Annotated in this window: 18 protein-coding genes; 4 read left to right on the top strand and 14 right to left on the bottom strand. The window is 61.7% G+C overall.

All coding sequences use genetic code 11. The features are described 5' to 3' along the window. Positions 1-39 precede the first annotated feature (39 nt). Positions 40-732 carry a tellurite resistance TerB family protein gene (locus tag MNR02_RS02985; RefSeq protein WP_241601806.1) on the bottom strand — a complete coding sequence of 231 codons (693 nt, stop codon included), beginning with the start codon at positions 730-732 and terminating at the stop codon, positions 40-42. 115 nt (positions 733-847) lie between these two features. Beyond that, positions 848-1,486, bottom strand: coding sequence for a 2-dehydro-3-deoxy-phosphogluconate aldolase (locus tag MNR02_RS02980; protein ID WP_241948037.1), 639 nt, complete (start codon positions 1,484-1,486; stop codon positions 848-850). Between the two features lie 154 nt (positions 1,487-1,640). Between MNR02_RS02980 and MNR02_RS02975 the strand changes: the two genes are divergently transcribed. Then, complete coding sequence (locus tag MNR02_RS02975; protein ID WP_241601802.1) at positions 1,641-2,126, top strand: CYTH domain-containing protein; 486 nt, start codon at positions 1,641-1,643, stop codon at positions 2,124-2,126. Between the two features lie 54 nt (positions 2,127-2,180). Then, positions 2,181-3,119, top strand: coding sequence for a rhodanese-related sulfurtransferase (locus MNR02_RS02970; RefSeq protein ID WP_241948036.1), 939 nt, complete (start codon positions 2,181-2,183; stop codon positions 3,117-3,119). Between the two features lie 14 nt (positions 3,120-3,133). On the opposite strand, the gene MNR02_RS02965 is transcribed toward MNR02_RS02970, so the two are convergent. Then, positions 3,134-4,507 (bottom strand): GH1 family beta-glucosidase, encoded by a 1,374-nt coding sequence (locus MNR02_RS02965; RefSeq protein ID WP_241948035.1) that lies wholly within the window; start codon positions 4,505-4,507, stop codon positions 3,134-3,136. A 227-nt stretch (positions 4,508-4,734) separates the two neighbouring features. Here MNR02_RS02965 and MNR02_RS02960 point away from each other — a divergent pair, with 227 nt between their 5' ends. Then, a complete protein-coding gene (locus MNR02_RS02960; protein ID WP_241601797.1) occupies positions 4,735-5,598 on the top strand; it encodes an HD-GYP domain-containing protein in 864 nt (287 codons plus the stop codon). Positions 5,599-5,646: 48 nt separating this feature from the next. Here the strand turns inward: MNR02_RS02960 and MNR02_RS02955 are convergent, their stop codons facing one another. From MNR02_RS02955 to MNR02_RS02935, 5 genes are all read right to left on the bottom strand, one after another. Then, a complete protein-coding gene (locus tag MNR02_RS02955) occupies positions 5,647-6,831 on the bottom strand; it encodes a Gfo/Idh/MocA family protein (RefSeq protein WP_241601795.1) in 1,185 nt (394 codons plus the stop codon). Between the two features lie 126 nt (positions 6,832-6,957). Next, positions 6,958-8,010 carry a sugar phosphate isomerase/epimerase gene (locus tag MNR02_RS02950; RefSeq protein WP_241601793.1) on the bottom strand — a complete coding sequence of 351 codons (1,053 nt, stop codon included), beginning with the start codon at positions 8,008-8,010 and terminating at the stop codon, positions 6,958-6,960. Positions 8,011-8,191: 181 nt separating this feature from the next. After that, complete coding sequence (locus tag MNR02_RS02945; RefSeq protein WP_241948034.1) at positions 8,192-9,145, bottom strand: substrate-binding domain-containing protein; 954 nt, start codon at positions 9,143-9,145, stop codon at positions 8,192-8,194. A gap of 106 nt (positions 9,146-9,251) precedes the next feature. Then, positions 9,252-10,262 carry an ABC transporter permease gene (locus MNR02_RS02940; RefSeq protein ID WP_241948033.1) on the bottom strand — a complete coding sequence of 337 codons (1,011 nt, stop codon included), beginning with the start codon at positions 10,260-10,262 and terminating at the stop codon, positions 9,252-9,254. Between the two features lie 51 nt (positions 10,263-10,313). Then, positions 10,314-11,840, bottom strand: coding sequence for a sugar ABC transporter ATP-binding protein (locus MNR02_RS02935; RefSeq protein WP_241601786.1), 1,527 nt, complete (start codon positions 11,838-11,840; stop codon positions 10,314-10,316). Positions 11,841-12,058: 218 nt separating this feature from the next. Here MNR02_RS02935 and MNR02_RS02930 point away from each other — a divergent pair, with 218 nt between their 5' ends. Next, complete coding sequence (locus tag MNR02_RS02930; protein ID WP_241601784.1) at positions 12,059-13,090, top strand: LacI family DNA-binding transcriptional regulator; 1,032 nt, start codon at positions 12,059-12,061, stop codon at positions 13,088-13,090. Positions 13,091-13,093: 3 nt separating this feature from the next. On the opposite strand, the gene MNR02_RS02925 is transcribed toward MNR02_RS02930, so the two are convergent. The 6 genes from MNR02_RS02925 to MNR02_RS02900 all read right to left on the bottom strand — a co-directional run bounded on the left by MNR02_RS02925 (position 13,094) and on the right by MNR02_RS02900 (position 21,644). Then, positions 13,094-14,602, bottom strand: a complete 1,509-nt coding sequence (locus MNR02_RS02925) for a globin-coupled sensor protein (RefSeq protein ID WP_241948032.1) — start codon at positions 14,600-14,602, stop codon at positions 13,094-13,096. A gap of 306 nt (positions 14,603-14,908) precedes the next feature. Beyond that, positions 14,909-16,219 carry a xylose isomerase gene (gene xylA / locus MNR02_RS02920; protein ID WP_241948031.1) on the bottom strand — a complete coding sequence of 437 codons (1,311 nt, stop codon included), beginning with the start codon at positions 16,217-16,219 and terminating at the stop codon, positions 14,909-14,911. 24 nt (positions 16,220-16,243) lie between these two features. Then, on the bottom strand, positions 16,244-17,656 hold the full coding sequence (xylB, locus tag MNR02_RS02915) for a xylulokinase (RefSeq protein ID WP_371746728.1): 1,413 nt from the start codon (positions 17,654-17,656) through the stop codon (positions 16,244-16,246). Between the two features lie 52 nt (positions 17,657-17,708). Next, positions 17,709-18,773: a LacI family DNA-binding transcriptional regulator gene (locus MNR02_RS02910; RefSeq protein ID WP_241948029.1), complete on the bottom strand. Its 1,065-nt coding sequence runs from the start codon at positions 18,771-18,773 to the stop codon at positions 17,709-17,711. Positions 18,774-18,854: 81 nt separating this feature from the next. Further along, positions 18,855-19,973 (bottom strand): metallophosphoesterase, encoded by a 1,119-nt coding sequence (locus MNR02_RS02905; protein ID WP_241948028.1) that lies wholly within the window; start codon positions 19,971-19,973, stop codon positions 18,855-18,857. Positions 19,974-20,051: 78 nt separating this feature from the next. Further along, a complete protein-coding gene (locus MNR02_RS02900; protein ID WP_241948027.1) occupies positions 20,052-21,644 on the bottom strand; it encodes a DHA2 family efflux MFS transporter permease subunit in 1,593 nt (530 codons plus the stop codon). Positions 21,645-21,646 lie beyond the last annotated feature (2 nt).

Here is a 21,646-nt window from a genome sequence, read left to right as displayed (position 1 = left end):
GCAAAGCAGGGAGCGGCGTTCCGCCGCCCCCCTCGTTAATCAAACGGTGGCGGCCGAAACCGTCGCTTCGATATGGTCGACCAGCCCATCCGCCAAGCCGAGACGGCCGGCGAGCAAATCGAGATAACCGCGCTCGGCGCGCGACTTCGGCTCTATGGCTATCCGCGAGGCTGTATAAAGCTCGACGCGCTGTTCTTCCGTCTGCGCGGCCGCGACGATCGAGTCGATATCGACCGGGTTGGCAAGTTCCGTTTCGAGGAACGTCGCGGCATCGTCACCAAGACCCGACACCTTCAGCTTGTCGATGATACGGGCACGCTCGGCATCGTCGATATGGCCGTCCGCGCGGGCGGCCGCAATCATGGCACGCACGAGGATGAGCGCGAAGTCGCTGCTCACCGCCTGCGGATGGAAGCCGGAATCGGACGGCGGCGGCAGAAGTTCAGGCGTACCACCCTGCGGGGTTTCAGCGGGGTTCTGTCCGTCGCGGTAGTTCTTGTAGGCCTGGTAACCGAGGCCGGCAATGGCAGCGAGGCCGCCGATCTTCAAAGCGGAACCGGCCACCTTACGGCCGCTGTCCGTGCCCAGCAGGACACCGGCGATGGCGATGCTGGCGAGCGGATTGTCCTTGGCAAGTTGCGTGACCTGACCTGCACGGTCCCGAACGCTTCCACCGGCGCCGGGCACCTGCGAACCGAGGAACTGATCAAGCAACTTCTTCGCGTCAAACATGGGGCGGTCTCCATTGTTCCTGCCGACTATCAGGCAAGATAGGAATGACCTTTGCCGATTACAAACGCATAACGGGCGACCAGGGCCGCCCGTTTGCAAATTCCGAAAACTGCGATCAGCCCTTCAGGGTAGCCGCTTCGGCAGCCAGTTTCTCGATACCCGCCCAGTCGCCCTTGGCGACGAGATCCTTCGGCGCGACCCACGAACCGCCAACGCACACGACGTTCGGCAGCGAAAGATAGTCGCGGGCATTGGCAAGCGAGATACCGCCGGTCGGGCAGAACAGCGTGCCGGCGAGCGGCGAAGACAGCGATTTCAGATAGGCGGCGCCGCCAGCTTGTTCGGCCGGAAAGAACTTCAGCACTTCATAGCCTTCCTCGCGAAGACCCATAACCTCGCTTGCGGTCGCCGCACCCGGCAGGAGCGGAATTTCGGAATCGGCGGCCGCGTCGATCAGCTCCTGGGTCGTGCCGGGGCTGACGATGAACTGCGAACCGGCCTCGACAGCCGCCTCGAACTGAGCGGCATTGAGAACTGTGCCCGCACCGGCGACGGCACCTTCAACCTCGTTGGCGACGGCGCGGATCGCTTCCAGGGCGGCGGGCGTGCGCAGCGTGATCTCGATTGCCTTTAGCCCGCCGGCGACGAGTGCGCGTGCCAGAGGAACGGCCGTCTTGACGTCTTCGATGATAAGAACCGGCACGACCGGCTGGAGCTTCAGGACCGAAAGCAACTTGGCATTCTTATCGCTCATGACACCACCTTTTAAAACGATTGAATTGAAATCGGGCATATCGCGTCTGCGACCACGTGTCGAGCCTTAAGCGCGATTCTTGGACTTGTCATGACACCTGCATGGTGTAGTGTTTGCCCGCTCCTGACGTGTCTCCAACAGCGAAAGCGTGCCTATGGCAAAAGAGATCGAGCGGAAGTTCCTGGTGTCGAGCCAGCGGTGGCGCGCCTTCGCGGATGAAGGCATCGCCATAAGACAAGCCTATATCGTCGCGCAGGATGACCGCTCGCTCCGGGTACGCATCTATGGCGACGGTCGCGCACGCATCACCCTGAAGATCGGTCATGCCGTCCTTGTGCGCGACGAATACGAATTCGACGTCGATCGCGATGAAGCCGAGGACATGCTGCGCCATGCGATCGGCAAGGTGATCGAGAAGGTGCGCTACCGGGTGCCCCACAAGGGCCATGTCTGGGAGATCGATGTCTACGAAGGCGTCCATCGCGGTCTCGTCATCGCGGAAGTGGAGCTTGCCTCTCGTCTCGACGAGCCGGAGCTCCCAGATTGGGTCGGCCGCGAAGTGACCGGCGAAAGCAAGTATTCCAACCAGTCTATGGCGCTCGGCATCAGCAACGGCGCCAGTCTCCGCCAGCTGACCTGAACCGCTACGTCACGCCGCATTGCGGGAAATGCGGCGAAGCTGTATGTGGCGACCATGACAAACGAGATTGCTTCACCGACTGAAGAAAGCGGCTTCCTGGTGGCCGCGCTGTATCATTTCGTCTCTGTTCCGCGCTTTGCGGAGCTGCGCGCACCCTTGCAGGCACTCTGCGAGGAGAACGGCGTGCGCGGCACACTTCTGCTCGCCCATGAGGGTATCAACGGCACCATCGCCGGCCGCCCTGCCGGCATCCGCACAGTCCTTGCCTTCCTTCGCAACCAGCCGGAATTCGCAGGCCTGGAGCACAAGGAAAGCCATGCGGTCGACATGCCCTTCCTGCGCATGAAGGTACGCCTCAAGAAGGAGATCGTGACGATGGGCGTCGAGGACATCGACCCCACCCGCTCCGTCGGCACCTATGTCGCGCCGGCGGACTGGAATGCGCTCATCTCCGATCCTGACACAATCGTCATCGACACGCGCAACGACTACGAGACAGCCATCGGCATGTTCAAGGGCGCGGTCGATCCCAACACCAAGACCTTCCGCGAATTCCCCGATTGGGTGCGCGAAAACACCGGCCTGCACAACAAGCCGAAGATCGCCATGTATTGCACCGGCGGCATCCGCTGCGAGAAGGCAACGGCCTTCATGAAGGAGCAGGGTTTCGATGAGGTCTATCACCTCAAGGGCGGCATCCTGAAATATCTCGAGGAGATCCCGCAGGAGGAAAGCCTGTGGGAGGGCGCCTGTTTCGTCTTCGATGAACGCGTCTCCGTGACGCACGGTCTCGAAGAAGGTGAGCACAGGCTTTGCCGTGCATGCCGTCATCCGCTCACGCCGGACGATATCGCCTCACCGCTCTATGAAGCCGGCGTGTCCTGTCCGCATTGCCACGACACGCGCAGCGAGGACGATCGCCTCCGCTTCCGGCAGCGGCAGAAGCAGATGGACCTTGCCAGACAGCGCGGCGAGCGCCATCTCGGCAAGTGACCCTGGCGCCGGGATCAGCCGGCGCGATGATTGCCCTTCGGGAAATGCCTGGCCAGCGCACCGTACCAGTGGCCGCTCTTCTTCACCGTGCGCACCTGCGTTTCGTAGTCGACATGAACGATGCCGAACCGCATGCGGTAGCCTTCCGCCCATTCGAAATTGTCCATGAGGCTCCAGGCGAAATAGCCGCGCACCGGGTAGCCTTCGCCGATCAGGTCCGCTGTGACGCCGAGATGGTCGACGATGTAGTCGAGCCGCATGCGGTCGTTCACCTCCCCATTCGCAACCTCAGTGTTGTCGCAGGCGCCGTTCTCCGTGATATAGCAATCCGGTAGAGTGTAGACGGCATTGAGCTTGCGGATGAGATCGCCGAGTGCCGGCGCGTAAACCTCCCAGCCGATATCCGTTCTGGTGTCGGCAACCGGCGGCGCGTCGATGGTCGCCGGAAAGATCGCCGTCTCGGACGGATCATGCGAGACGCGCATCGGCGTGTAGTAGTTGAGACCCCACCAGTCGAGCGGCTGGGCAATCGTCTCCATGTCGCCGGCCTCGATCTTCGGCATGCGGTGCCCGAGGGCCGAAAAGAAGCGCTCGGGATACGTCCCCTTGAAGACCGGCCCGAAGAAAACGCCGTTGTGGAAATCGAAGGCGCGGTCCGCAGCCGCTTCGTCTTCGGCGCTGTCGCTGCCAGGATAGATGCTGTGCGCGTTCAGGACGAGCCCGACCGCCAGATTGGGCCGTTCGGAGCGAATGGCCGAAACGCCAAGGCCATGGGCAAGGTTTGTGAAGTGCAGCGCATGCAGCGCGGCATCCATGTTGCGCTCGCCGGGCGCATGGATGCCATAGAGATGGCTGAGCCACACCGAACACCACGGCTCGTTGAAGGTCGCCACGGCATCGAGCCGGTCGCCGAGGCGCGCGATCGTGGTCTTGGCGTAACGCTGGAAAGCATAGACCGTCTGGCGTGCCGTCCAGCCACCATCGCCGGCCAGCATGAGCGGCAGGTCCCAATGGTAAAGCGTCGCGAACGCCTTGATGCCGCGTGCCTTCAAGCCATCGACAAGGCGGTCATAGAAATCCAAACCCTTCTCGTTTACCGGCCCCGTTCCCTCCGGGATGATCCGCGGCCATGCAATGGAGAAGCGGTAGGCTTCCACACCAAGGGCCTTGATCAGGTCGAGATCCTGTTCCAGCCGGTTGTAGTGATCGCATGCGACATCGCCGTTGTGGCGCCCGTAGACCCGTCCCGGCATGTTGGAGAAGGCATCCCATATCGACGCTTTCCGGCCATCCGCCTTGGTGGCGCCCTCGATCTGGAACGCCGCCGTCGCCACGCCGAATACGAAATCACCGGGGAAACGCTCGGCGAGAATCCTGGGATCGGTCATCAGGGGCCTTTCAAAGTCATCGAAATTACTGCAACGTTGCAGTAAAAGTGACAGTCGGAAAAATCAATCGCTTTCTCTGTCGCGATAGCCTCCCTAGCTATCTTCCATTCATATGTAAATCAGATGACGCTTAATCAGTAATTAGGCTTCTCGGGATAAGCTCTGTCAGGTTCTGCGGGGATAAGGGCGTGGTACTCAGAATTCCGAAGCATCTCGTGCGAAAGGGTATGTTCATCGAAACGGTGGAATGCCCGGTCACTGAATTTCAGGCCAGACGCTTTCTTATTCAATCCGAAGAAGCGGTGCGCGCCATTTTGGCAACATCTGCCACTCACGCCTTGGTCAACCAGCAACAAAGCACGATCGACGTGAGAGCCTTGATGGACGGGGCGCCCCAGAGAAGGGAAGAAGAGCAGCAACGGACAGTCGAGGCGGTATCCGCCGCAACACAGTCCTTGCGAGACAGTTTCACGGCAGTGCAGTCCGGCACGTTTGAAATCGATTCGCTCGGCCCTGTTGCCGGTGAACTTTCAGAGCGTATCGAGGCGGCACCGGATGTCTTTCTCGAAGTCACACGCCTGAAGACCAAGGATGAAGGAACCTATGTGCATTCATTGGCGGTCAGTGCACTGATGATGCAGCTCGCCCGGTCGCTCGGCTACGAAGACGAGGCAATCCGCGAACTTGGCGTTGCAGGCCTGCTCCACGACGTCGGTAAGCTGATGATCCCCAACGCGGTGCTCAACAAGACCGATCGCCTTGATGCCAATGAAAGGCAGATGATCCGCAATCATCCCGAACTCGGCTATCGCATGCTCAGGCAGCAGGCCAATGTTTCAGATATCGTGCTGGATATATGCCGGTTTCACCACGAAGCCCTCGATGGCAGCGGCTACCCGCTCGGGCTTTCTGGGCAGAAGATTCGCGCCGAAGTCCGGCTGGCAACCGTGTGCGACGTGTTCGAGGCATTGACCAGCGCCAGACCCTATAAAAAGGCTTGGTCCACCAAGGACGCCATCAACTGGATGTTCGATCACAGCCAGATGTTCGACAAGAAGTTGGTACTGCGCCTCGGAAGCATGTTCTCGTAAAGCAATAGCAGCCGCCGCGAGGATGCAGCGGCTGCTTGACTTGAACCGTTAGACCTTGACCCAGGCACCGTTCTTCTTCGAAGACTGCACGCAGGCATCCACAAAGAGCATGCCCTTCAGCCCGTCATCCACCGTCGGATAGACAACGGCCGCATCAACGGCCGCACCATTACGCTTGGCGTAGATCGCGCGTGCGGCTTCCGAATAGATGTTCGCAAAGCCCTCAAGGTAACCTTCCGGATGACCGGACGGGATGCGACTAACGCGACCGGCGGCGGCACCGGCGCCGGCGCCATTGCGGGTGATCAGGCGCTTCGGCTCGCCGAACGGCGTGTACCAGAGGTAGTTCGGATCGGCCTGCACCCATTCCAGTCCGCCCTTCGTGCCATAGACCCGGACCTTCAGGCCGTTCTCATGACCGGGCGCGACCTGACTGCACCACAGCATGCCCTTGGCGCGCGCACCGTCCTTTTCCTTGAAGCGCATCATGACATGGGCGTTGTCGTCGAGCTTGCGACCCGGCACGAAACTGTCCAGATCGGCCGAGAGTTCTTCAAGCTCAAGGCCCGAGACGAAGCAACCGAGATTATAGGCATGGGTACCGATGTCGCCCGTCGAGCCGCCGGCCCCCGATTTCGAAGGATCCGTGCGCCATGCCGCCTGCTTCTGGCCGCTCGATTCTATGTCCTCGGTCAGCCAGTCCTGGGGATATTCCATCTGCACGAGGCGGATGGTGCCGAGATCGCCGTTCGCGATCATCTCGCGGGCCTGCCGCACCATCGGATAGCCGGTGTAGTTGTGTGTCAGAACGAACAGAGCGTCGCTTTCGTCCGCCAGCTTCTTCAGCTTGCGCGCATCGCCGAGCGTCGAGGTCAATGGCTTGTCGCAGATGACATGGATGCCGCGCTTGAGGAACTCCTTGGCAGCCTCGTAGTGCACGTGGTTCGGCGTGACGATTGCCACAGCCTCGATACCGTTCTTCAGCTTGGCCTCGCGGATCGCCATTTCCTTGAAGCTGCCGTAGCTGCGGGAGGGGTCAAGGCCCAGTTCGCGCGCCGACTGTTCGGCCTTTTCCGGCGAGGACGACAGCGCGCCGGCAACGAGTTCGTAGTGATCGTCGAGCCGGGCAGCCATGCGGTGCACCGCGCCGATGAAGGCGCCGGAACCGCCGCCGACCATGCCGAGCCGGATACGGCGTTCGCGCGTTTCGTTCGCGCTTCCTTCGATTGCCATCCTGTGTTCCTCCTTAACGTTTCTCTCGGGGCAAGGGCCCTCATCCGGCCTTCCGGCCACCTCTTCTCAGCAAGCGGGGCGAAGGTGATATGCTGCCTCGCGCCACGCTCGCAGGAAGGGTCGCCTTTACAGGCCCAGCATGCGCCGGTTGGCCGCCTCGTCGGTGCCACCGTCGGCAAAGTCGTCGAAGGCCTTGTCCGTGACGCGGATGATATGCGCCTTGACGAACTCCGCGCCCTCGCGGGCTCCATCCTCGGGATGCTTCAGCGCGCATTCCCACTCGACCACGGCCCAGCCGGCGAAATCATTGGCCGCCATCTTGGAGAAGACGGCGCCGAAATCGACCTGGCCGTCGCCCAGGGAGCGGAACCGACCGGCGCGGTTGACCCAGCCCTGATAGCCGCCATACACGCCCTGCCGGCCTGTTGGATTGAACTCCGCATCCTTCACATGGAACATGCGGATGCGGTCCTTGTAGATGTCGATATTGTCGAGATAGTCGAGGCACTGCAGCACGTAGTGCGAGGGGTCGTAGAGCATGCAGGCGCGGGCATGGTTGCCGGTGCGCTCCAAGAACATCTCGTAGGTGATGCCGTCGTGCAGGTCTTCGCCAGGGTGGATCTCATAGCAGACATCCACGCCGTTCTCGTCCGCGTGGTCGAGCAGCGGCTTCCAGCGCTTTGCGAGCTCGTCGAAAGCGGTCTCCACCAGACCGGCCGGACGCTGCGGCCAGGGGTAGACGAACGGCCACGCCAGCGCGCCGGAAAAGCTCGCCATGGCATCCAGGCCGAGATTGCGCGATGCTGTCAGCGCCATCTTTACCTGCTCGACAGCCCAGGCCTGCCGCGCCTTCGGATTGCCGCGCACCTCGGGTGCCGCAAAGCCGTCGAAGGCTTCGTCATAGGCGGGGTGAACGGCAACGAGCTGGCCCTGCAGATGGGTGGAAAGTTCCGTTACCTCGACGCCGTTCTCACGCGCCTTGCCGGCAAATTCGTCGCAATAGGTCTTGGATTCCGCCGCCTTCTTTAGATCGATCAGCCGCCCGTCCCAGCTGGGAACCTGCACGCCCTTGTAGCCGATATCGGCAGCCCATTTGGTGATGCTGTCCCAGGAATTGAAAGGAGCAGCATCTCCGGCGAACTGTGCGAGAAACAGGGCCGGGCCCTTGATCGTCTTCATATTCGGCTTCCTCCCATGCAGCCGGACGCTCCTCGCGACCGGTTGAAGATGTTCTTGCGGTACGTACCGCAGATTTTGAAAACTATCGACCTTCGACGGTGCGAGCAATGCGAAAATCGATATGCCCGCCAAAGAAAAGCCGCCCGGAGCGCAATGTCCCGGGCGGCACATCAGCATTGGATCAGAACGGGGAATCCGGGAAGTAGAAATCCTTCGCGTTGTCCTTCGTCACCAGCGTGGCATCGATCGTATAGACGCCGCGGACCGGGACCTGGCCGTAGAAGTGGGCAGCCGCCATTTCAAGGGCGGTACCGACCATTGCCGGCGGATAGAGTACGTCGACGGGGATCATCTTGTCGCCGTCCATGACCTTCTTGATCATGTCCTTCGAACCGGCGCCCGCGACGACATACTGGATGTCCGTGCGGCCAGCCTGCTCGATGGCCTGGAGTACGCCGACAGCCATGTCGTCGTCCTGGCACCATACGACATCGATCTTCTGGTACTTGGTCAGGTAGTCCTGCATGACCTTGAAGGCATCGTCGCGGTTCCAGTTGCCGTACTGACGGTCGAGAATCTTGACGCCCGAGCCTTCGATACCCTTGTCGAAGCCGTTCTGGCGTTCCTGGTCGATCGGGATCGGCATGCCGCGGATGACGACGACTTCAGCTTCCGGCGTGGTGTCCTTGATGTACTGACCGGCCACTTCGCCGAGCGCGAAATTGTTGCCGGCGACATAGAGGTCGCGCACGGTGCTGTCGTTGACGCTCGGTGCACGGTCGACAAGTGCGACGAAGGTGCCGTTGCCCTTGATTTCCTTGACGGCGTTGACCAGCGGATCCGGGTCGGTCGGCAGAATGACGAGCGCGTCGATGCCCTGGGTGGCAAGATCCTGCACGGCGTTGGCCTGGCTTGCCGGGTCCGGCGAGGTCTTGACGACGACGTTGAGGCCCGGATGGCTTGCCATCAGCTGCTTGGCGACACGTTCGGCATGATAGATCACGCCTGCCGTCCAGCCGTGGCTGGCGGCCGGAATCGAAACGCCGATCGTTACCTTCTTCTCTTCCTGAGCGTGGGCGAAGCCGGCAAAGGCGGCAACCGCGGCGACCGTCAGGCCCAATAGTTTCTTGCGCATGAGTTTCCTCCCAAAAGCAGGTCTTGCTTCGCGGCCGGGCGACCTGTGAACCCGGCTATTCTCCCGCAATCCCGGCCGCCTTGTGCTGTGGCCGGAATTGCCTGGCTTACGACTTGCGTACCAGCGAGCGCTGGACGAGCATCGCAATGATGATGATCGCGCCCTGGATGGCTCCGATCAGATATTCGCTGATGAAGTTGGAGAGCAGCATGATGTTGCCGACCAGCTCGAGAATGAACGCGCCGCAGATCGTGCCCCAGACGCGCCCTGCCCCGCCCTTCAGCGCCGTGCCGCCGACGACGACCGCGGTGATGGCCTGCAATTCCCACAAGATGCCGGTGGTGGCCGAGGTGGAACCGAGACGCGGCACGTAAAGCAGCACCGCAATCGCCACGCAGACGCCCTGGATGACGAAAGCGATGGTGCGCACGCGGTTCACCGGAATGCCGGAATAGCGCGCGACGTCGCTGTTGGAGCCGACAGCAACTACATGGCGGCCATACCGGGTGCGGTAGAGAACGAAGGCCGCGACGATCGTCACCGCCAGGATGACGACGATCGGAACCGGCACGCCCAGGATGGTGCCGAAATAGGCCGGACGATAGAGCGTCTGCAATTCCGGTTCGCGCAGCGTGATGGCGCCGCCCTGCGACAGCCATGTGGTGAGACCGCGATAGATGCCCATCGTGCCGAGCGTGGCGATGAAGGGCTCGATCCTGCCGACGGTGGTGATCAGGCCGTTCGCCAGGCCACAGCCGGCGCCGATGATGATCGTCAGCGCCACCGCCGCCGCAAGCATCAGCGACGGATCAGCAATCGCGCCGGAATTCATGAAGAGGATCATGATGCTGGCCACGAAGGCCACCATGGATCCGACCGAGAGATCAAGGTCGCCGGACGAGATGACGAAGGTCGCTCCGACCGCGATGATCGCGATGAAGGCGCTGCGTGTCGCCACGTTCGCGAGGTTGTTGAGCCCGATGAAATTCGGATTGACCAGCGCACCCACGATGAGGAGCAGTGCCAGCGCCGCAAAGGGCGCGACCGCTCTCAGATCGATGTCTCGCCAGGTGCGGCCCCTCGCGCTGGTTTCTGCCGCGTCTTCGCTTGCCGTCATGTTCGTCCCCGACGTGAGTGTTTTGTTGTCGTGCCGCCCGCCATTCGAGGCTCAGGCAGCGGTCTTTTTCTTCAAGCCGGCCGAATAGCGCATGATCTCCTGCTCGGAGATCTCCTCGCCTTCGAGAATGCCGACGATCCGCCCTTCCCGCATCACCGCAACGCGGGTGCACAGCCCGATGATCTCCGGCATCTCCGAGGAGACGACGATGATCGACTTGCCGTCGCGCGCGAGCGCGGAAATGAAATGATAGATCTGCTGCTTGGTGCCCACATCGATGCCGCGTGTCGGCTCGTCGATGATGATGACGTCGGGCTCGGTTTCCATCACCTTTGCGAGCAGAAGCTTCTGCTGGTTGCCGCCCGACATGCGGCCGGCGACGACGCGACCGTCGCGCACGCGAATGTCGAAGCGTCGCCGCGCCCGCTCGAGGGCGGCCGCTTCGCTCTTCGGGCTCAGGTAACCATGCTCGCCGTGTCTGTCCAGCGACTGCAGGGTAAGGTTCGCGGTCATACCGGAGTTCAGAAGCAGGCCCTTATGCTTGCGGTCCTTCGTCATGTAGGCAATGCCGACGCGATTGGCGGCATGCACATCGCCCGCCGGCACCGGCGTCCCGCGAACGGACACCTCTCCCGCAGTGCGGGACCTGAGGCCCGCGACCGCTTCCATCAGCTCGGTGCGCCCTGACCCGATCAAGCCGGAGAAGCCGAGAATTTCACCCTTGCGCACATCGAAGCTGGCGTCCTGAACATACTGTGTAGACAGCCCAGCGACGGAAAGCATCACATCCTCGTCGACGCTCGGCTCCTGCTTGGCGGGATAAAGGCTGGAAAGCTCGCGACCGACCATCAGTTGGGCGATCGACTCGCCGTCGAGAATGCTGGTCGGCGCCGTCTTTACCCATTGGCCATCGCGCAGCACCGTGACGCGGTCGGTCAGCTCCATCACCTCATCCAGCTTGTGCGAGACGAAGACGAAGGACGTGCCACGCTCGCGCAGCTTGCGCACCTGCCGGAAAAGATAATTGGTTTCCTCGCGGGAGAGAACGGCCGTCGGCTCGTCCATGAAAATGATGCGCGCATCGCGGCTGATCGCCTTGGCGATTTCCACCATCTGCTTGTCGGCGATGGACAGAGAGCTGATCAGAGCGTTTTCATCGACATGCGAGCCGAGCTGATCGAGCACGCGGCGCGTCTCCGCGCGCATGAACTTGCGATCCAGCACTCCAAAACGCGTGACCTCGCGACCGAGGAAAAGGCTCTCGGATACCGTAAGGTGCTCCGCCAGATTGAATTCCTGGTGGATGATGACGATGCCAAGCGCCTCGGCCTGACCGTTTGGCGGCAGCTTGGTCGGCTGGCCATCGAGAAGAATTTCACCGGAGGTCGGCTGCTCGAAGCCCGAAAGGATCTTGACGAGCGTCGACTTGCCGGCGCCGTTCTCTCCCATCAATGCATGGATTTCACCGGCGCGCAGCTCGAAATTGACGCTGAAAAGCACCTGCACGCCATTGAAAGATTTGGAGACACGGCGTGCGGCTAGAACAACGGGTGCGCCGTCGGCAACGTCCGGATTCATCGATTTCCTCCCTGCGGCTCCTCGACCGCTTGGGCATTATGTAAACCTTTACACGGTCTATGTAAAGGTTTACATCATCGGACATCAGGAATTTTCGTCAAGCGTCGTTTGACCCTCGGGCCAGTCTGTGTAGTGTCCCGCAAATCGTTTGTATCAGCCGTTCCGGATAGAGAATCGTTTCGCATTTCTGGAACCGCCGCCGCCGAGTGAGAGCCAGTTTGTCGATGTCCAGTCCAGCCACGATCGAGGATGTCGCGCGTATCGCGCAAGTCTCGATAGCGACCGTGTCACGGGCCATCCACACACCGGAAAAAGTGGCCAACTCGACGCGGCTGAAGGTGAATCAGGCGATCGCTATCACCGGCTATACGACCAATGCGATGGCGCGCAGCCTGCGACTCGGCCGCTCGAACATGATCCTCGTCGTGGCGCCCGACATCGGCGACCCGAATTTCTCCAACATCCTCGTCGGCCTTGAGAATGAGGCACGCGCCCACGGCTACGGCATCCTGATCGGCCATACGCAGAACGATCCGCAACGCGGGCTGGAATATCTGAAATTCCTGAATTCGAACCAGGCTGCCGGACTGATCCTCTTCACTGGCATCCTCCCCTTCGGGCACCAGACGATGACCGCCCGCCTGCCGCCTAGCGTCGGCGTCTTCGAACCCGTCTATAACGGCGGCATTCCCTATGTCGGCGTCGACGATATCGAAGGCGCGCGCAAGGCGATTGACCTGCTGATCGCCGAAGGTCACCGAAAGATTGCCTTCGTCGGCGATTCGCGCACGCGCCTTGCCTACAGCCGACGGCGCCAGGGCTATGACGCGGGGCTAGATGCGGCCGGTGTGCCGGAAAGCGAACGGATCGTACTGGAAGGCGATGGTACCATCGAAAGCGGGCGGCTCGCACTCGAGCAGCTCTTCATGCGTGACACCCTGCCGAGCGCCTTCATGTGCGTGAACGACCAGACGGCCATCGGCGTGATGATAGGGCTCGCCGCGCGCGGCTACGATGTACCGAAAGACTTTTCCGTCACCGGCTTCGACGACGTGCCGCAGGCGAGTTTCATGTCGCCGTCGCTGACCACGATCCGCCAGCCGCGCACGGCCATCGGCAAAAGCGCCATGGCACTGCTCTTCGAACTGCTCTCAGACAGCGAGCCGGCCGAAACGGAAATCCTGCTGCGCCCCGACCTTATCGTGCGCAATTCCGTCTCGGCTCCCTCGCGGCGTTTCCTGAAGCGGTAGATCTCAGCCGTACCGCCGCACTTCGGCAACGGCTGCCACTCGGGCGCGCCCGGCCGAGACCGTAAAGCTGTCGACCAGACCCTTCAGGTTGGTACTGATCTGCATCAGATTGTGCGTGGCGGCATTGGTTTCCTCAACCATGCCGGCATTCTTCTGGGTCATCTGATCCATGCTGACGACTGCCGTGTTGATTTCGGAAATCCCAGCGGATTGCTCGCGCGCCGAGCTGGCGATCGCATCGATATGCCCGTTGATGTGCACGACCTGCTCGCCGATATGGCGCAGCGCCTCGCCTGTCTTGTTCACCAAGGAAACCCCCAGCAGCACATCTTCGAACGACTTGTCGATCAATGTCTTGATCTCCTTGGCAGCCGCGGCGGATTTCTGCGCCAGTTCGCGAACCTCCTGCGCCACCACGGCAAAGCCCTTGCCCGCCTCACCGGCGCGCGCTGCCTCGACGCCGGCATTCAGCGCCAGAAGATTGGTCTGGAAGGAAATCTGGTCGATCACGCCAATGATCTGGGTGATTTGCCGCGAAGAATCCTCGATCGCGCTCATCGCCGAAACCGCCTGCTCGACGACGTCGCCGGAGCGCCGCGCCTCCTCTGTGGCGCTTCCGACGACACGGCGTGCCTCGTCGGCGCGATTGGCGGCTTCCCGTGAGATTGTGGTGATTTCTTCAACCGCCGCCGCAGTTTCTTCCAGCGACGCCGCCTGCTGCTCGGTTCTTCTGGACATGTCGTCCGTCGCGGCGACCAGTTCGCTGGAATTGCCGGCCGCGTCCTCGGCCACAGCGGCGATGGAGCCCAGCGTATCGTCGAGCTTGCCGATCGCGGCATTGAAATTGGAGCGCAGCCGCTCGAACTGCGGCGCGAGCGGCTTGGTGATGGAGGCGGTCAGATCACCCCCGGCCACCCGGTTCAGCGACGTGTCGAGCGCAGCAAGCGCCTCCTCCTGCTCTGCATTCTGCGCCTGCCGTTCGGACTCGCCCTTGTCACGCTCTTCCTGCAGCGCCTCGAGATAGACCGAGATCGCGTAGTCCATGTCGACGAGCGCGGCCTTGACGACGGACGAAACCTCCTCGCCAAGCGCCGCGGCCTTCTTGCGGAAAAGGAAACCCTCGAGATGCTTTGAGATGACGCTTTGAAGAATGGAATCGAGGATCAGTGCGTAGCCGCCGATGTACCAGCGCGGCTCGAGCCCAAGGCGGGCATGGGTCTTGCCGATCGTGGTGACCGCATCGACATACTGCGCATCGAATTTCGCGGAGCCGATCAGTTCCCAATGCTTGATCTGCCGTCCCTTTGCGCCCTGGATATGCGCCTCGCTGGAAAAGAAGCGGGCAGTCTCCGGCGTCGCGCGCGCCTTGCGATAGAACGTGTCGAGCGCTCCATCCAGCGAGGCAGAAATCGTGGGAAGAGCGCGCCTGAGTGCTTCGCGCTGCGTTACGTCGAGATCGACAAACTCGAGGCGATCATTCAGTTGCTTGGTCTTGGCATCCTGCGCCGTCATCGGAATAGTCCTGGTGGCCGCCATAAAATCAATCAAAGGTTGAGGCCACAGCACCCCTGATTCCCTTCAATTCTTCGGAATGATAGTAAACAAAGCCTCTATTTTGGATAAAATTCGCACTTAAATTGAAAAATATCAATTCTACAACGTTATCTGAAATCTGAAACGATACAGAATACAACCTGGAAAATATTGGACGAACACATAACGTAACGTTAGGCAGTAGATCCGTCACACCCATGGTTTTGGCATCCTGAAACGCAAAAGGGCGCCATCGGCGCCCTTCGCATTACCAGTGGAATACAATCAAACGTAGCGGTTGACGACGTTCTCCAGATACTCCTGACGGCCGGAACGCGGCTGCGGATTGACATTTCCGTTGACCACATAGGCTTCCAGTGCCTCCAGCGATGACCCGCCGGCGAGAATCTTCTGCGCCTCGGGCGTCTGCCATCCGGCGTAGCGATCAGAAAGCGGTGCCGACAGCGCCTTGTCTTCGATCATCTTCGCCGCAGCCTTCACGCCGCGCGCGCAGCAATCCATACCGCCGATGTGACCGATCAGCAGGTCCGCCGGGTCGATCGACTGGCGCCGCAGCTTCGCGTCGAAGTTCGTGCCGCCCGTCGTGAAGCCGCCACCGGCCAGAACCTGGTAGAAGGCCAGCGCCATTTCCGGCACATTGTTGGGGAACTGGTCGGTATCCCAGCCGGACTGGTAGTCGTTGCGGTTCATATCGATCGAACCGAAGATGCCGAGTGCATTGGCGAGCGACAGTTCATGCTCGAAGGAGTGGCCGGCCAGGATGGCATGGCCCTGCTCGATATTGACCTTGACCTCGTTTTCCAGGCCGTACTTCTTGAGGAAGCCATAGACCGTCGCGACATCGTAGTCGTACTGATGCTTGGTCGGCTCCTGAGGCTTCGGCTCGATAAGGATCGCGCCCTTGAAACCGATCTTGTGCTTGTACTCCACGACCATATTGACGAAACGGCCGAGCTGATCGAGTTCCTGGCCGATATTGGTGTTGAGCAGCGTCTCATAGCCTTCACGGCCGCCCCACAGCACGTAGTTGTCACCACCGAGGCGATGCGTGGCATCGAGGCAGGTCTTCACGGTGGCGGCGCCGAACGCGAAGACATCCGGGTCCGGATTGGTGGCGGCGCCACCCATGTAGCGGCGGTTGGAGAACAGGTTCGCCGTGCCCCACAGTAGCTTGACGCCGGTTTCGGCCTGCTTCTTCTCGAAATAGTCGACGATTTCGTTGAGGTTCTTCGTGTTTTCCACGAAGTCCTTGCCTTCCGGGCGAACGTCCGCATCGTGGAAGCAGTAGAACGGCACGCCGAGCAGCTGGAAGAATTCAAAGGCTACGTCTGCCTTGAGCTTGGCTGCCTTCATCGTGTCGTCGAACCACGGACGCTCGAAGGTCTGGCCGCCGAAGGGGTCGCCGCCCGGCCAGACGAAGGTGTGCCAATAGGCAACGGCGAAGCGCAGATGGTCTTCCATGCGCTTACCGAGAACGATCTCGTCGGGATTGTAATGGCGGAAGGCGAGCGGGTTGGTGCTCTCGGGGCCTTCATATTTGATCTTGGCGATATCGCCAAAGAAGCCTGTGGACATGGTGTCTCCTCTCGTTTTCGTTGGTCAGTAAGCCGCGCGGATCGCGGGGTAGAGGCGGCGGTAGCGCTGATAGGCGTCCTCGTAGGCGGCAGACAGCGCCGTCTCCGGGTGGATTGTCTCCGCTGTCGCGGGAGGCGTCAGGATATCCGTCGGGTTTGCACCGGTCGCGGCAATGAGGCCGAGGCGCGCCGCACCGAAGGCAGCACCGAAATCACCGTCCGCCGGCAGATCGACGGGCAGGCCAAGCGCGGCCGCGATGGACTTCAGCCAATAGTGCGAGCGCGAACCGCCGCCGATGGCCGTAACGCGTGTGAGCTCGGTGCCTGCGGATTTCAGGGCTTCCAGACTGTCACGAATGGCGAAGGCCACGCCTTCCAGCACGGCCTGCGTCAGCACCGTACGGTCCGCCTCGTGGCCGAGGCCGAGGAAGGCGCCGCGGATCGTGGCGTCGTTATGCGGCGTGCGCTCGCCCGAGAGATAAGGCAGGAAGGTGACGTGAGACGGTGCCTTCAGCGCATCGCCCAGTTCCTTCGTCAGGTCGGCAGCGGATGCGCCGGTCACGCGGGCGTGCCAGTTCAGTGCATCGGTGGCCGAGAGGATGACGCCCATCTGGTGCCAGGTATCCGGCAATGCGTGGCAGAAGGCGTGCACGGCGCTTTCCGGATTGGGCAAATAACGGGCATTGGCCGCAAAGAGTACGCCGGATGTACCCAGCGAGACGAAAGCCGTGCCTTCGCGCACCGTTCCCATGCCGCAGGCGGAGGCCGCGTTGTCGCCGGCACCGCCAGCGATGACGATGCCCTCGCCGAGGCCCCACTTTGCGGCAAGCTCCGGCCGCAGCGTTCCCGCAGGCGCGGTGCCTTCCACGAGGCCGGGCATCTGGCTTTCATCAAGGCCCGTCGCCGCAAGCAACTCTGCGGACCATTTGCGCGCGCCCGTGTCGAGCCAGGACGTGCCCGCCGAATCCGACATTTCCGAAAGATGCTCACCAGCGAGCCAAAGGCGCAGATAATCCTTGGGCAGCAACACCCAGCGGACCTTGGCAAAGATATCCGGTTCGTTGTTCTTCACCCAGGCGAGTTTCGGTGCAGTGAAACCCGGAAAGACGATGTTGCCGGTGATCTTGCGGAAGCGCGGATCCTCATCCAGCGCCGCCGCCTCACGGTGGCTGCGCGTATCGTTCCACATGATGCAGGGCCGGAGAACCTTGTCGTCGCCATCGAGCAGCGTCGCTCCATGCATGTGCCCGGAAAGGCCGATGCCGCGCACAGCGGAGAGCGCATCAGGATGGGCGGCCCGCAGGCCGGCGATCGCCTCTTCCGTCGCGCGGATCCAGTCGGCCGGGTCCTGCTCGGACCAGCCGTCATGCAGGCGCGAGGTGGTGACTTCCTTGCTGGACGCCGAGCCGACCACTGTCTGGTCGGCGCCGATCAGCATAGCCTTGACGCCCGATGTGCCGAGATCGATCCCGAGATACATGCGTTTCTCCCTAGTTGCCGGCCGAGCCGGGCGTATCGTCCATGCCCGGTTCGGACGGAAGATTGTCCTTGATGAAGATTTCGAGCCGGATGCGCTCCTGCGCGGCGATGACAGGCAAGCCATCGGCCTTGGCACGCAGCACACGGATGGCGCTGCGCACCTCGTGGCCGGCATCCTGGTTCAGTACGGCATCGACCAGCCCGCCCTCGAGCGCGGCACGCGTCTCATCGGTCACTTCGTGCGCGATCACGCAGAGGTTTCGGCCCGTGCCGGCCGCAAGCGCCCTGACAAGGCCGCGGTTACCGGCGCCGAGACTGTAAATGCCGGCAAGATCGCGCACCTCAGCGAGGCATTCGGCGATGAGCCGGAAGGAAAGCTCGGGATCGTCCTGGCCTTCCAGCACAGGAAGGATCGCCCGGGACACCGGCATGGCCGACATGGCGGCAAGGAAGCCTTCGAGGCGTTCACCGTGGTCGCGCACGCGCATCGATCCGGCGAGAACTGCAACGGGACCGGGCCTTTGGCCCAGGAAGCGACCCATCAGGCTGCCGGCGGTGCGGCCGGCCGCAATGTTGTCGACGCCGATGAAATGATCGCGACCGGAATTGGCAAGGTCCGACACAAGCGTGACGAAGGGTATGCCGGCCTCGCGCGCCCGGCCGATGGCAGCCAGCACCTCCGGTGCATCGACCGCGACAGCAGCGATGCCGGCGACCGCCCGTTCGATGGCCGAGTCGATTTCCCGCGCGAGCGCGCTGCCGTCGAAGGCGGGGACCGTGACCACGGAAAGCTGCGTACGCTCGACCAGCGAATGGGCACCAGCGCGGCGAACCTCGTCCTCAAGACCGCGCATGAACGGATTGTCGCCCTCCGGCAGAATGAAGACGAGGGGATAGACACGGCTCTTGGCGAGGTTGGCGGCAGCCACGTCGCGGACATAGCCAAGATCGACAATTGCGGCTTCAACCTTGGCACGCGTCACGCCGCGCACGCCTGGCCGATCGTTCAGAACCCGATCGACGGTCGCAAGGCTTACGCCTGCCCGTTCGGCAATGTCGTGAACTGTCGGTCGCATGTCTCCTCCGTGGCCAGACCCTTAGAGGAGTTTTTGATGTACGTAAATCAAAAAATGCATCGACGTTTCAAAACCGGTTTTTTAACCGTTCAGGCGCTTGCTGAAAGCGTGGGTGAAGACGATGCCGGCGTCGCTTTCCCCGGCATGGGCAAGTGCCACATCCATGAAGCTATCCGTCACGCGTACAACTGCAAGACCTCCCATGAAGGCGGCGATGGGCTTGAAGATATCGTGGCCGTTGCGGTTGTAGATCATCGGCGTCGGATGTTCATGACCGTGGAAAATACCGATGACATTGTACTTGGCGAGCGTCGCAAGAAGGGCGGAGCGTGCCTCGTCGCTCCACCAGTGCGCGGGCCCGGCGCCATGCGGATCAAAGGTCTTGGCTGTGGGATCCCAGTGTTCGGTGGAGAAATCGTCCCAGCCGTAGTGCTGGAACAGCACGACCGGCCGGCCGTCTGCCGCATAGGTGGCGAGATCCTGCTGGAGCCAGGGCAGGCCGTTTACCGCGCCTTTCGTCGTGTCACCGCCGAAACGTTGGAGCTGGACGAGATGGAGCCCGCCCCAATCCCAGGAATAGTTGTCGGAATCGATATCGTAGTTGGTGACCGGCACAGGGGCTTTGTAGAACACCGTCGAGCGGTGGTTCAGTTCGATGTAATCACGCAACTCGCGGCGATACCAGTCGGCATGCGGCGGCACGCCGTCCTGATCGAGGTCATGGTTTCCAAGCCCGGTATAGACGGGATAATGCACCCGGTCCGGCCCGGTACCCTGCTGGTAGCGGCTGGCGAACTGCTGCAGCTGGCGCCCTTCTCCCGGCACCTTTACCTGCCCGCCGCCGTCATCCGTCATGTCGCCTCCGAAAACGAGGCCGAGCGGCGCGGATATGGGGCTTCCCGCACTGGCAAGACCCGTGGGCCTGCCGTCGATCTCGCCGGGCCATGCAAGGCCGGCAATCCCGTTGACCACCGCGACATGCTTCAGCAATGCCGCGTCCGTCTTCCCCTCATCCGCGCAATTCGGGCTGAGGGCGTCGGCGGAAACGAGGCAGGCATGCACATCGCATGAAAACAGGAAGGTTACGTCCGTCGCCGGACGCTGCGCCTGCGCGAGGCCACGCCGCCCCGGCAGAATCGTCGAAAGACCGAGCCCACCGGCTGCGGCCAGCAGATGGCGACGTGAAATATGGGCGGGCATGCGGACCTCCGGCTAGCGATTCCAGACCCGCATTCTGATGGTATTGCCAAGGCCGGGGCAAGAGGCATGACAGCAGACTCAGTGCCCGCCGCCACCTCCGACGCCCGACTGCGGCTTCTTGATGATGAAGGCGCACAGGACAAGGCTGCCGAACAAAGCCGTCAGGAGCAAGAAGACATCCGCAAAGGACAGGATCGTGGCCTGCTGCTGGACGAGCCCCGACATCTTCTGAATGGCTATCGTACTGCCGTCGAGACCGTGCGCGTTATAGTTCGAGGCCATGCTGTTCAACTGGTCCATCGCGGCAGGATTGCCCCACTGCACATGCTCTGAAAGCCGGGCATAGTGCTCCTGCTGCCGCTGCGTCAGGATCGTGTTGATCACGGCCAGCCCGACGGCACCGCCAAGGTTTCTCGTCAGGTTGAAAACACCAGAGGCGCCTCGGATCTTGTCGGGCGGCAGGGTTCCCAAGGCAACGTTGTTGATCGGCACCATGCAGATCATCAGACCGAAGCCGCGCAGGATCTGCGGCAGGAGCAACTCGTAGAAGTCCCAGTCCGTCGTCAGGCTGCTCATGATCCATGTGCCATAGGCAAAGCACGAAAAGCCTATCATCATCATGAAGCGCGGATCCATGCGGCTCGACAAGGCGCCGGCGATGGGCGCGGTGCAGAACATCGCAAGGCCGCTGACAAACATGGTTTCGCCGATCATGAGCGAATCGTAGCCGCGGATGCGCCCCAGATAGAGCGGATAGAGATAGGTCAGCCCGTAGAGGCCAATGCCCATGACGAAGGAAAACAGCGAGCCGAGCGCGAAATTCCGGTTGGTGAAGGCGCGCAGGTCCACCACGGGAAAGTCCACCGAAAACACACGGTAGAAGAAGATCAGGCCGCCGAGGGTCGAGGCGACGGCGCCCATGACGATGTATTCGTCATTGAACCAGTCGTTGGCATTGCCCTCTTCGAGAACATATTCCAGAGCGCCCAGGAAGACCGCCATGGCGGCAAGTCCGAGCCAGTCGAACTTCTTCATGAGGCTGAGCTGCGGCTTGTCGAAATCGATGAGGTTCCAGGTCAGCACGGTCACGATGATACCGGGCACGATATTGACGAGGAAAAGCCAGTGCCACGAGAAGGCATGGCTTAGATAGCCACCGACGGTCGGGCCGATGGTCGGGGCAAGCGTGGCGACGAGGCCGATCATCGGCGACACAACCGAGCGCTTTGACGGCGGAAAGATGGTGAAGGCCGCCGCAAAGACCGACGGGATCATGCCGCCGCCTATAAAGCCCTGGATAGCGCGGTAGATGATCATCTGATCGATATTCGTCGCGGTTGCGGCAAGCGCGCTCGCAATAGTAAATCCCGCCGCCGACGTGGCGAACAGCACGCGCGTCGAAACGATGCGCGCCAGCGTCCCGGACAGCGGGATCATGATGACTTCGGCGATCAGGTAGGAGGTCTGAACCCAGCCGATTTCATCTGCGCCCGCACTCAGGCCTGCCTGGATTTCGGCAAGCGAGGCGGAGACGATCTGGATGTCGAGGATCGACATGAACATGCCGAAGACCATCGCGAAGAACGCGACCATCCGGCGGACGGGAACCTTGTCTGACTGCGCCGGCGCCGCCGTAAGGGCGCCAGCAGTCGGTTGAGCGGTCGCGGCCATCG

Origin of the sequence: Shinella sp. H4-D48, from assembly GCF_022637395.1 — a bacterium.
GTDB classification, from domain to species: Bacteria; Pseudomonadota; Alphaproteobacteria; order Rhizobiales; family Rhizobiaceae; genus Shinella; species Shinella sedimenti.
The sequence above is the reverse complement of the archived record's forward strand: the minus strand, read 5'-3'. Positions and strand labels throughout refer to the sequence as shown.

What these genes read in the sequence shown, in the direction of transcription:
- MNR02_RS02985 (WP_241601806.1), bottom strand. Translation starts at nt 732, where the DNA reads ATGTTTGACGCGAAGAAGTTGCTTGATCAGTTCCTCGGTTCGCAGGTG.
- MNR02_RS02980 (WP_241948037.1), bottom strand. Translation starts at nt 1,486, where the DNA reads ATGAGCGATAAGAATGCCAAGTTGCTTTCGGTCCTGAAGCTCCAGCCG.
- MNR02_RS02975 (WP_241601802.1), top strand. Translation starts at nt 1,641, where the DNA reads ATGGCAAAAGAGATCGAGCGGAAGTTCCTGGTGTCGAGCCAGCGGTGG.
- MNR02_RS02970 (WP_241948036.1), top strand. Translation starts at nt 2,181, where the DNA reads ATGACAAACGAGATTGCTTCACCGACTGAAGAAAGCGGCTTCCTGGTG.
- MNR02_RS02965 (WP_241948035.1), bottom strand. Translation starts at nt 4,507, where the DNA reads ATGACCGATCCCAGGATTCTCGCCGAGCGTTTCCCCGGTGATTTCGTA.
- MNR02_RS02960 (WP_241601797.1), top strand. Translation starts at nt 4,735, where the DNA reads ATGTTCATCGAAACGGTGGAATGCCCGGTCACTGAATTTCAGGCCAGA.
- MNR02_RS02955 (WP_241601795.1), bottom strand. Translation starts at nt 6,831, where the DNA reads ATGGCAATCGAAGGAAGCGCGAACGAAACGCGCGAACGCCGTATCCGG.
- MNR02_RS02950 (WP_241601793.1), bottom strand. Translation starts at nt 8,010, where the DNA reads ATGAAGACGATCAAGGGCCCGGCCCTGTTTCTCGCACAGTTCGCCGGA.
- MNR02_RS02945 (WP_241948034.1), bottom strand. Translation starts at nt 9,145, where the DNA reads ATGCGCAAGAAACTATTGGGCCTGACGGTCGCCGCGGTTGCCGCCTTT.
- MNR02_RS02940 (WP_241948033.1), bottom strand. Translation starts at nt 10,262, where the DNA reads ATGACGGCAAGCGAAGACGCGGCAGAAACCAGCGCGAGGGGCCGCACC.
- MNR02_RS02935 (WP_241601786.1), bottom strand. Translation starts at nt 11,840, where the DNA reads ATGAATCCGGACGTTGCCGACGGCGCACCCGTTGTTCTAGCCGCACGC.
- MNR02_RS02925 (WP_241948032.1), bottom strand. Translation starts at nt 14,602, where the DNA reads ATGACGGCGCAGGATGCCAAGACCAAGCAACTGAATGATCGCCTCGAG.
- xylA (WP_241948031.1), bottom strand. Translation starts at nt 16,219, where the DNA reads ATGTCCACAGGCTTCTTTGGCGATATCGCCAAGATCAAATATGAAGGC.
- xylB (WP_371746728.1), bottom strand. Translation starts at nt 17,656, where the DNA reads ATGCTGATCGGCGCCGACCAGACAGTGGTCGGCTCGGCGTCCAGCAAG.
- MNR02_RS02910 (WP_241948029.1), bottom strand. Translation starts at nt 18,773, where the DNA reads ATGCGACCGACAGTTCACGACATTGCCGAACGGGCAGGCGTAAGCCTT.
- MNR02_RS02905 (WP_241948028.1), bottom strand. Translation starts at nt 19,973, where the DNA reads ATGCCCGCCCATATTTCACGTCGCCATCTGCTGGCCGCAGCCGGTGGG.
- MNR02_RS02900 (WP_241948027.1), bottom strand. Translation starts at nt 21,644, where the DNA reads ATGGCCGCGACCGCTCAACCGACTGCTGGCGCCCTTACGGCGGCGCCG.